The sequence below is a fragment of the Fulvivirga kasyanovii genome (assembly GCF_009711405.1).
GTDB lineage: Bacteria > Bacteroidota > Bacteroidia > Cytophagales > Cyclobacteriaceae > Fulvivirga > Fulvivirga kasyanovii.
On the sequence record NZ_SMLW01000398.1, the window covers coordinates 1 to 8,538 of the forward strand.

Annotated in this window: 11 protein-coding genes; 10 read left to right on the forward strand and 1 reads right to left on the reverse strand. The window is 42.4% G+C overall.

Annotated elements, in window-relative coordinates:
* The first annotated feature begins 47 nt into the window (after positions 1–47).
* A complete protein-coding gene (locus tag E1163_RS05200; protein WP_155170207.1) occupies positions 48–311 on the forward strand; it encodes a hypothetical protein in 264 nt (87 codons plus the stop codon).
* Positions 312–338: 27 nt separating this feature from the next.
* Here E1163_RS05200 and E1163_RS05205 read toward each other — a convergent pair whose 3' ends face one another.
* On the reverse strand, positions 339–2,531 hold the full coding sequence (locus E1163_RS05205; protein ID WP_343033753.1) for a B12-binding domain-containing radical SAM protein: 2,193 nt from the start codon (positions 2,529–2,531) through the stop codon (positions 339–341).
* A gap of 259 nt (positions 2,532–2,790) precedes the next feature.
* On the opposite strand from E1163_RS05205, the gene E1163_RS05210 reads away from it, so the two are divergent.
* From E1163_RS05210 to E1163_RS05250, 9 genes are all read left to right on the forward strand, one after another.
* Entirely contained in the window at positions 2,791–3,135 is a 345-nt protein-coding gene (locus E1163_RS05210) for an Imm51 family immunity protein (RefSeq protein WP_185155967.1), read from the forward strand.
* Positions 3,136–3,149: 14 nt separating this feature from the next.
* A complete protein-coding gene (locus E1163_RS05215; protein WP_155170213.1) occupies positions 3,150–3,860 on the forward strand; it encodes a suppressor of fused domain protein in 711 nt (236 codons plus the stop codon).
* A gap of 2 nt (positions 3,861–3,862) precedes the next feature.
* On the forward strand, positions 3,863–4,573 hold the full coding sequence (locus tag E1163_RS05220) for a hypothetical protein (protein WP_155170215.1): 711 nt from the start codon (positions 3,863–3,865) through the stop codon (positions 4,571–4,573).
* Positions 4,574–4,655: 82 nt separating this feature from the next.
* A complete protein-coding gene (locus tag E1163_RS05225; RefSeq protein WP_155170217.1) occupies positions 4,656–5,306 on the forward strand; it encodes a DinB family protein in 651 nt (216 codons plus the stop codon).
* Positions 5,307–5,433: 127 nt separating this feature from the next.
* Complete coding sequence (locus E1163_RS05230) at positions 5,434–6,255, forward strand: helix-turn-helix domain-containing protein (RefSeq protein WP_155170219.1); 822 nt, start codon at positions 5,434–5,436, stop codon at positions 6,253–6,255.
* Positions 6,256–6,319: 64 nt separating this feature from the next.
* Entirely contained in the window at positions 6,320–6,850 is a 531-nt protein-coding gene (locus tag E1163_RS05235; protein WP_155170221.1) for a dihydrofolate reductase family protein, read from the forward strand.
* Between the two features lie 161 nt (positions 6,851–7,011).
* Positions 7,012–7,482 carry a MarR family winged helix-turn-helix transcriptional regulator gene (locus E1163_RS05240; protein WP_221417937.1) on the forward strand — a complete coding sequence of 157 codons (471 nt, stop codon included), beginning with the start codon at positions 7,012–7,014 and terminating at the stop codon, positions 7,480–7,482.
* Positions 7,479–7,991: a transposase gene (locus E1163_RS05245; protein WP_155170223.1), complete on the forward strand. Its 513-nt coding sequence runs from the start codon at positions 7,479–7,481 to the stop codon at positions 7,989–7,991. Before E1163_RS05240 ends, E1163_RS05245 begins: the two co-directional genes overlap by 4 nt.
* 88 nt (positions 7,992–8,079) lie before the next feature.
* The coding region (locus E1163_RS05250) for a YybH family protein (RefSeq protein ID WP_155170225.1) at positions 8,080–8,538 on the forward strand (459 nt) is incomplete at its 3' end.

Here is an 8,538-nt window from a genome sequence, read left to right on the forward strand (position 1 = left end):
AGGACTGAGGCGAAAGTTAATGTTTCCCCGAAAATTCCTCTTGATCTATGTTATTTGTTGTTATTATATCTGTTGCCTACCTGTTATTCAGTATATATGTAAATGCGAAGGTTAACAAGGGATACTATTTCAGTGAAAAACGCCGTAGTGCGCATAGGTGGTTAATATGGATGATCCCTTTTTTAGGGGCAATTCTGATCAAAGGGCATTGGCAGCCGAAAAGAAATTACCAGGCTGAGGTAATGACCAAAAACGAACGGAAAAATAAGAATGGCTCATTTTATGAGTCAGGCATTGCAGTTGATGCATAAGCTTTTTGCCTTTGCTTGCACCGATAATTAAACCAATAACAGCCCTTCCTTCATCAATTCCTTCCAGGCCTGACTTTGTATTATTTTATTGAAATCTGTATCGGTTTCTTCCTGATACGCTGTTCTTACTTCTGCTAATTTCTGGCTTAGAGAAGAGGATGGCATCCACGCAGGAAGGGCTTTTTTCAGCCATTTGCCCATTTCTTCGGTAGTGTGGACAGTGAAAGATCCGCTTTTGTTCTGAAAATGGAGTTTGGCCATTCTGTAGGTGCGGCCTTTTTTCTTTTTCTTGTAGATTTCCAAAGCCGGAACATTGCCCAGCCATACCAGTCGGCCACTGTCTTTTAATTGCCTGTCCTGGCTGTCTATGGCCCTTTCTATAAAATTATAAGGTATGGTAGTGCGTGGAACCCGGAAGTCGAACCAGTCCTGTAGAGGCATTTCAAAGCCCACGCCATGCATGTAATTGTAAAGAGCTTTTGTAAGGCCCGCCCCAAACTGTTCGTGGTCGCAGCCGGTAGGGTCTTCGTGAATCAGGTCATTATTGGCAAATGCCCCGGTTTCAGGGCCAACCGTGACCACACCATACGCAGCAGGATCAAGCCCCACCGGGCTATGGGCCGTCATGGCAAATAAATGCCAGAAGCCGGACTGTACTACGCCATTGAAAAACAACTGTCTGACCATTTCCAGAGAGTCGATGGTTTCCTGGCCGGTTTGGGTGGGAAAGCCGTACATCAGGTACGCATGCACCATAATACCAGACGCAGTAAAATTGTCGGTAACCTGGGCCACTTGCGACACTGTCACGCCCTTTTTCATCAGTATGAGCAGGCGGTCGGAGGCTACTTCCAAACCTCCGGAAACTGCTATACAGCCTGAAGCTTTCAGTAACCGGCAGAGGTCAGCCGTAAAGCTCTTCTCAAACCTGATGTTGGCCCACCAGGTGAGCTTTAGGTTCCTTTTGAGTATTTCCAGTGCCATTTCCTTCATCAGAGCAGGAGGGGCGGCCTCATCCACAAAATGGAATCCTGTTTCTCCTGTAGCTTCAATCATTTCCTCCATGCGGTCGCATAGCAAGGCGGCATTGACGGGCACATAATTATTGATGTAGTCCAGTGATATATCGCAAAATGAGCACTTTTTCCAATAGCAGCCATGGGCCATGGTAAGCTTGTTCCAGCGGCCATCGCTCCACAGGCGGTGCATAGGGTTGACCATTTCAATGACAGACAGGTATCTGTCCAGCAGCAGGCCGGAGTAGTCCGGGGTGCCGGTCTTGTTGAATGGGAAGTCACCCTCTTTGCCACCGTTGATATAGTTTACAGAGCCATTTTGAACCAGGAAAGTCCTTTTGAGGGAGCTAATGTCACGTTTGCCGGCAAAGTGTTCCAGCAGGTTGAGCAAAGGCCTTTCCCCGTCATCCAAAGTGATGTAATCAACGTAATTGAATACCCGCGGATCTGTTAGCGAGCGTAACTCCGTATTAGGAAAGCCACCGCCCATGATTACCTTGATATGCGGGTAGTTTTCTTTTATAAACTTGCCACAGCGAAACCCTCCATAGAGGTTGCCCGGAAAGGGAATGGACAAACACACCGCCTCCGGCTGAATATCCTCGATCTTCTTTTGCAGCAAGGCCGTCGATATTTTATCCACAAAACCCGGTGCGGCTATTAAGGCTTGTTCAAGGGTATCAAAAGAAGTTGCTGACCTGCCGAGGCGCTCGGCATAGCGGCTAAAGCCAAAGTGAGGGTCTACAGTCTCTTTAATGAGGTCAGCGAGGTCTTCCAGGTATAGTGTGGCCAGGTGCCGGGCTTTATCCTGGATGCCTAGTGTTCCGAATGCCCATTCCATGTCATCTAATTGCTGAAAACGGCTGGCTTCCGGTAGAAAATCACCCTCGCAGATGTTGTAAGCGAGTGTAGGGTTTTTGTATTGCAAAAAACGGATCACCGGGTCAATGGTGCTGATGTATTCAGTTTGCAGGCTGATCATCCTGAGGGCGTTATCGGAGAAATCACCTTCTTGAGGAATACTTCCAAAAACTGACTTTAGACCCTTTTTGGAAAACATTTCCAGTACTACCTCAATACCAAGGTCTGATTGATGTGAAGCAATACCCTGTGTTCTTAGAAACCCCTGTATATACGCAGTGGCCGGATACGGCGTGTTGATCTGGGTAAAAGGAGGCGTAATTAACAGAACAGATGTTTTCACAGAGCGACTAATTTGGCTACGAAATTCGTAAACATAAAGCAGAAGCCAATGATTCCTTTTTAAATATTATTATTGAGGGACACTTGTCTTTGTGATATCATTATTTTATGTTTTAAGGTGTTATTAGTTTTTTTATATATTTAAAATAAAAAATTTGTATGGTTAAAGTTATTCATGCAGTATTGTTAATTGGTTTTTGTTAAACCATAATATGTTGGCTCAGACTGCCATTAACAATAAACATAAAGCATCAGAACAGATGAATCCGTATCCATTTCAAATTTCCGATAATGGGCAGTTTGCCATTATTGCAGCTATCGAATCAGAAGATCTCTATAATAAATATTATCCACTCTTCGAGAAGCATGGCTATGAGGGCAATGGGTATTGCTGGGAGGGCCATATCATTCAGATACTTGAAAAAAATAATAGTGGACTCTTAGAACATATAGAGTTTGACCCGGAGGCAGGTGGGTTTTATGCATATGCAGATTCAAAAGAAGCCATGGAAGACTTCATAAGCCTCATAAGCCCGATATTTTCGGATATTAATAAGCTGGAAGAATATATCCAGTCGGCCGATCGAAACAGAATAGATGATTAGTTAAGCAAATACGAATGGAAGAACCAGAATCAGAATCACCGATTTACAGACATGGTGAACCCAAGGGGTTTGAGCCGGCGTCCGGAGAGTCTTCAATAGAAGAGATATCAGAACATATAGAAAAGCATATTGGTGAAATTCATATGGTTTTTCACGAGTTGATTTCAGACAAAGTCCATATTGATATCCACTGGGTAAAACCGACAAAAGAAAGGCCGTTTCACACGCTGGTCACCTCGGGTATGAGTGACAGGCCCATGAATACACCTGAGGGTATGGATGATTACTGCTTTGCAGAGTTGAGCATTTGCCTGCCTGAGTGGTGGCAGGTTTCCCAGGAGGATTTTGAAGATGAAAAAAACTACTGGCCGGTAAGATGGCTAAAAATTTTGGCCCGGTTTCCTCATGAGTATGACACCTGGCTGGGGTATGGGCATACGATTCCTAACGGAGATCCTGCTCAGCCCTTTACAGAAAATACAAGGCTAAACACGATGCTTCTGCTGCCTACCGTTGTTTTTTCGGAAGAGTTTCACCAGCTCCATACAGCAAATAAAGTCATCAACTTTTATACCCTCATTCCCCTGTACACTGAAGAAGTCAATTTGAAGATGAAAAAGGGAGTAGAAGCACTGTACGACGGTTTTGACAAGATCAGGCTGTCCGATATTCTTGATATACACAGAGAAAATTCTGTAAAACCGAAAAGGTTTGGGTGGTTCTGACTATGGAAAAAACCGGAATCAGAATAAGTAAGCTGAGAGACCAAATTAACGTTGCTTTATTATGCATTCTTGGTTTTATCCTTTTCAATAATGCTAATGCGATTGCTCAATCCTCCGAAAGGCCATTCAAATTTTATATTGAAAAAGGTAGCACATTGAATATTGAAGTTGATACGCTGACAAAGGAAGAATTTGGTAAAGAAACTGTTGCTTTGAAGGAGGAATTGCCTCTGTATAATGCCAGGGCAACTAATCATTCACTTCTTTACAGTCTTAAGCATGTTACCCAATCAGATAGCTGCCTTTACATTTCAAGCGAAAAGCAAAAATTAAGAATTTGTGATAAAAACGGAGAGGGGTACAGGTCTGGCGAAATGTATCGGTTCATAGATGAAAAATGTGGATTTGTGATTATGGAAAACGGTGGTTACGAATGGTACACATATTTTCTGATAGAGGTGAATACCAACGAGCTTTTTCAGTTCCGGGATATACCTGTTTTTATTGACTGTGATTACGCCTATTCCTATGGAAACTACTATACTGAAGGGCAGTTCACCCTACATGATTTAATTAGTAAAAGGAAAACAAACATTGATTTTTATAACTGGCATTTGTCTCACTGTTTTAGAAAAGATAATAACTTTTATATGGAATTTTCCAGTAGTCGCAGCCACGATAGAAACCGTTATATCAGGCTGCAGTTTGAATAAGATAAATTAAACTTTTCTAATTAACTCAACATTAAAAAGCAAAGTACGTCTTAAATATTGATCACCTAACCAACTAAAACCAATGAAAACCATATCTACAGGCTTTGATAGAAGAAACTTTATCAAAACCACCACCGCCGCAGTTACTACCGGCATACTTGGCCTGAGTGGCTTCGGACAAACACTGCAAGCCGGCGCGCGTTCGTCTGCCGATGAGCTTTATGTAATTGGCCCTATGGACGGCTATACACCTCAGGTCGGGACTTTGGTATCCATGCTGAATTATAACCGCCAGACCATTATCAATAGCATCAAAGGCCTGAGTATGGAGCAGCTTGATTACCTGCACGATGAAGAAGCCAACACGATAGGAGCCCTTGTGCTGCATTTGGGTGCTGTAGAGAAATATTATCAGATCAATACCTTCGAAGAGCGACAGGAGTTTAGCAAAGAGGAAGAGAAGGAGTGGGGCGCTGCCATGAACCTTGGCGATGAAGGCCGGGAGCAGATAAAAGGGCATAAAGCTGAATACTACATTGATGTGATTAGCCAGGTAAGGGAAAAGACGCTTGAAGAACTTAAAAAGAAGGATGACGACTGGCTGCTTGCTGTTGATCCGGTATGGTCCAAAGAACGACCGTTAAACACTTACTGGAAATGGTTCCATGTATGTGAACATGAGTCCAACCATCGTGGCCAGATTGCCTGGTTGCTGAGCAGGATTCAGAAGTAAAGTTCGGCCTTCCTCAAGGGTATTAGTGGGCGATATAAAGCTTGTATATGTGCTCGCATACAAAATCAATTGATTTTAATATGCCCTTGAGGGAAATGAGTTAAATTGTGGTTTCACGTTTCTGATCATGTTTTTAGAAATTACAATACCAGATTACCCACTCAGAACATTTATAAAGTCTTTAATATACTACAAAGACTATACGGCTGACTGTAACTATGAAATGCTACTGCCAGACGGAAGCTCTCAATTAATCATAGCCCTGGACGAAGCGGAGAGGCTCCTTGAAAGTGCTTCTGCTTCGGCCACTACCCGTCGATCTTTCAGGCAATACTGGATCACTGGCATTCAAACAAAGCCCGTAATTTATTTGGCGGAGAGAGCAGCCACTACACTATGTATACAATTTGAAAATGGTGGGTTAAATGCTTTGTTTGGGATACCGGCCCATGAGTTTCACAACGATATGATTGATGCTTCGCTGATTATGTCGCATGACATTATGGATTTGAGGGAGCGATTACTGGCGTGTAAAGATCATTTTCAGATAATGAATTTAGTTGAAACATTTTTACTGGAGCGGCTATTGTCTAAAGATCAGGAGACAGCATTTTTGTCGTTCGTAGCCCAAAAGCTCTGTGAAGAAAATCAACCACTATTTGAAGTGGTAAGGCAGACCGGCTATTCTCAAAAGCACCTGATCCATAAATTCAAGACCCTGGTGGGCGTAACTCCTAAAAAGTACCAAAAACTGTTTAGGTTCAATAAAGCCCTGGGGATGCTCCAGCAAAATGAAGTGAACTATGCTGGAATTGCATTTGACTGCAATTACTTTGATCAGGCCCATTTCATAAATGACTTTAATCAGATGAGTGCCAGAAGTCCTTCAAAATATCTGCAGATCAGGAAAAAATATCCTCACGTTTTGCCATTAGATGTTCTGAGGTAATTTTTTTCCAATACATACCTCTTCCTGGAGGCTACTTTTGAGTAAACTAATAACATGGAAGTTTATGAGAAAGATAGTTTATTACGTAGCCTCCTCCATCGATGGCTTTATAGCTGGAGCAGATGGTAGTATCAACGGCTTTTTAATGGAAGGAGAACATGCTGACGATTTTGTAAGCAGTTTTAGTGACTATGATACCGTCATAATGGGTAGAGGTACTTATGAGTTTGGATTTCAATATGGATTGAAGCCGGGTGAGCCTGCTTATTCTGGTCTTAAACATATTGTACTCTCAAAGTCGCTGGATTTTGTTAGCAATGAAAATGTAGAATTGGTCAAAACCAATGCAATGGCATATATCAGGCAATTGAAACAAGATCCAGGGAAAGATATATGGCTTTGCGGTGGGGGTAATATTGCGGGACAACTGGCCAATGAAGGCCTGATCGATGAGGTGCTGATAAAGGTAAACCCTATTGTGATAGGAAAGGGGATCAGGCTTTTCGAGGGCAGAGGCAAATTGATTAACTTGATGTTTACCGGAACCAAATGTTATGGGAATGGAGTGGTGCTTTTGCGCTATAATATACCTTAAGTGTGTATCACACTTTGATATGCTATAAAGGTAGGGGGTAATTTCAGGAAAAGAATTGCAGTGCTAACAATAGGTTTATAATTTAAAAATGAGAGAAAGCTGGCAAAACTTGTTGAACTTATTTAGTTTAGTAACTAAAATATTTAATAACTAAAATAAATATGGGAAACTCAGACGACCAATGGCTGGAAAAATTTCGACAAGTCAGCCGGGATTATTCCGATGCTTCCGTGATTATGCATGAAGTGATCGCCGGCAAGGCAGGCCTTACAGGGGCTGATCATAAATATCTGGGGCTTATTATCAAAAAAGGGGAATCAACCGCAGGAGAAATAGCTGAAATCACCGGATTGACGGGCGGAGCGGTTACCGGCTTGATAGACCGGCTGGAAAAGAAAGGGTTAGTAAAGAGGTCACCGGACCCGCAGGACAGGCGTAAGGTGATGATCATCCCGCAGGTAAAAAAAGCTATGAGCTTGCTAGGGCCTGTATTTTCAGACCTTCAAGAGCGTACCAAAGACCTTGTTTCTTCATTCTCGGCAGAAGAAAGAGAGATCATTGAAAGGTATTTTGTAGCTGCGACCGGGATCATGCATGATGTAACCAGGAACTTAAGAAATAAGCCAAAATGAATGCAATAACCGCAAATTACCTTTCAAAGGCCGAAATATGGCTGTTGGGAACTATACTTTTGTATTTTCTGATGAATGGTGCCCAGCTATTTGAAACTGCTGTACTGGTACCTAAATGGATTGCCAGACCACCCGAAAGCTTCGGCTTACTTGCCGATAAGAACGGAATGAGCCTTAAAGCATTTTGGATCATTTTTCACTCTATACATGAGGTCGTATTTATTGCCGCCATCGTTTTTTGCTGGAAATTAGGTGCTGTAAGAAACTGGCTATTGGTACTGTTTGCAGTACATTTCCTTGTTAGGGTATGGACACTTTCATACTTTGCCCCAAACATTATTGAGTTTCAAAAAATAGCAGAAACGTCTGCTTCGGCCACTGATCTGGTGAAGAGGGCAAACCTGTGGAAAACCTTAAACTACATACGTGTCGGGCTTTTTATTGGCGTATCCATGGCTTTGGTACCACTGTATTTTAAGCTTCTTGAGCTAAACCGGTCGATTGATTAAAAAAAGTAATTAAAAAATTCACAGTTGCTATTTTCAACAGTCTAATGCATTACAGTCAAAACAGGTTGACTGGTAAAATAATAAAACTATGCATAAGACAATTATTGTTACGGCGGCGCTGGTTTGCGGAATAGGAGTCAGCATCCAGGCACAAACAAATCAAAAAAATCAATTAACCACATCATTAAGCAGCAACTCAATGGAAACTACTTTTAATCAGGAGCAAAAGAATGTTTTTAGTACAATAGAAAAAATGGTAGCAGCCTTTCAGGAACAGGACATTGATGGTGTACTGGCAACTTATGAGGACAATGCCATAGTTATGTTTGAGCCACAAACTCCTGTTTCAGGCCAGGAAATGTTGCGAAAAGCCTTTACGGAATTTGCAGCTATCAAGCCGCAATATACGTTCAGTGGCCATGAGGTCTACATTGCGGGTAACATTGCTACGCACATTGCTCCCTGGACTATGACAGGTCACCTGCCTGATGGAAGTAAAATAGAACAAAGCGGGCTGTCCGTGGCAGTATTGAGGAAGCAGCCGGAT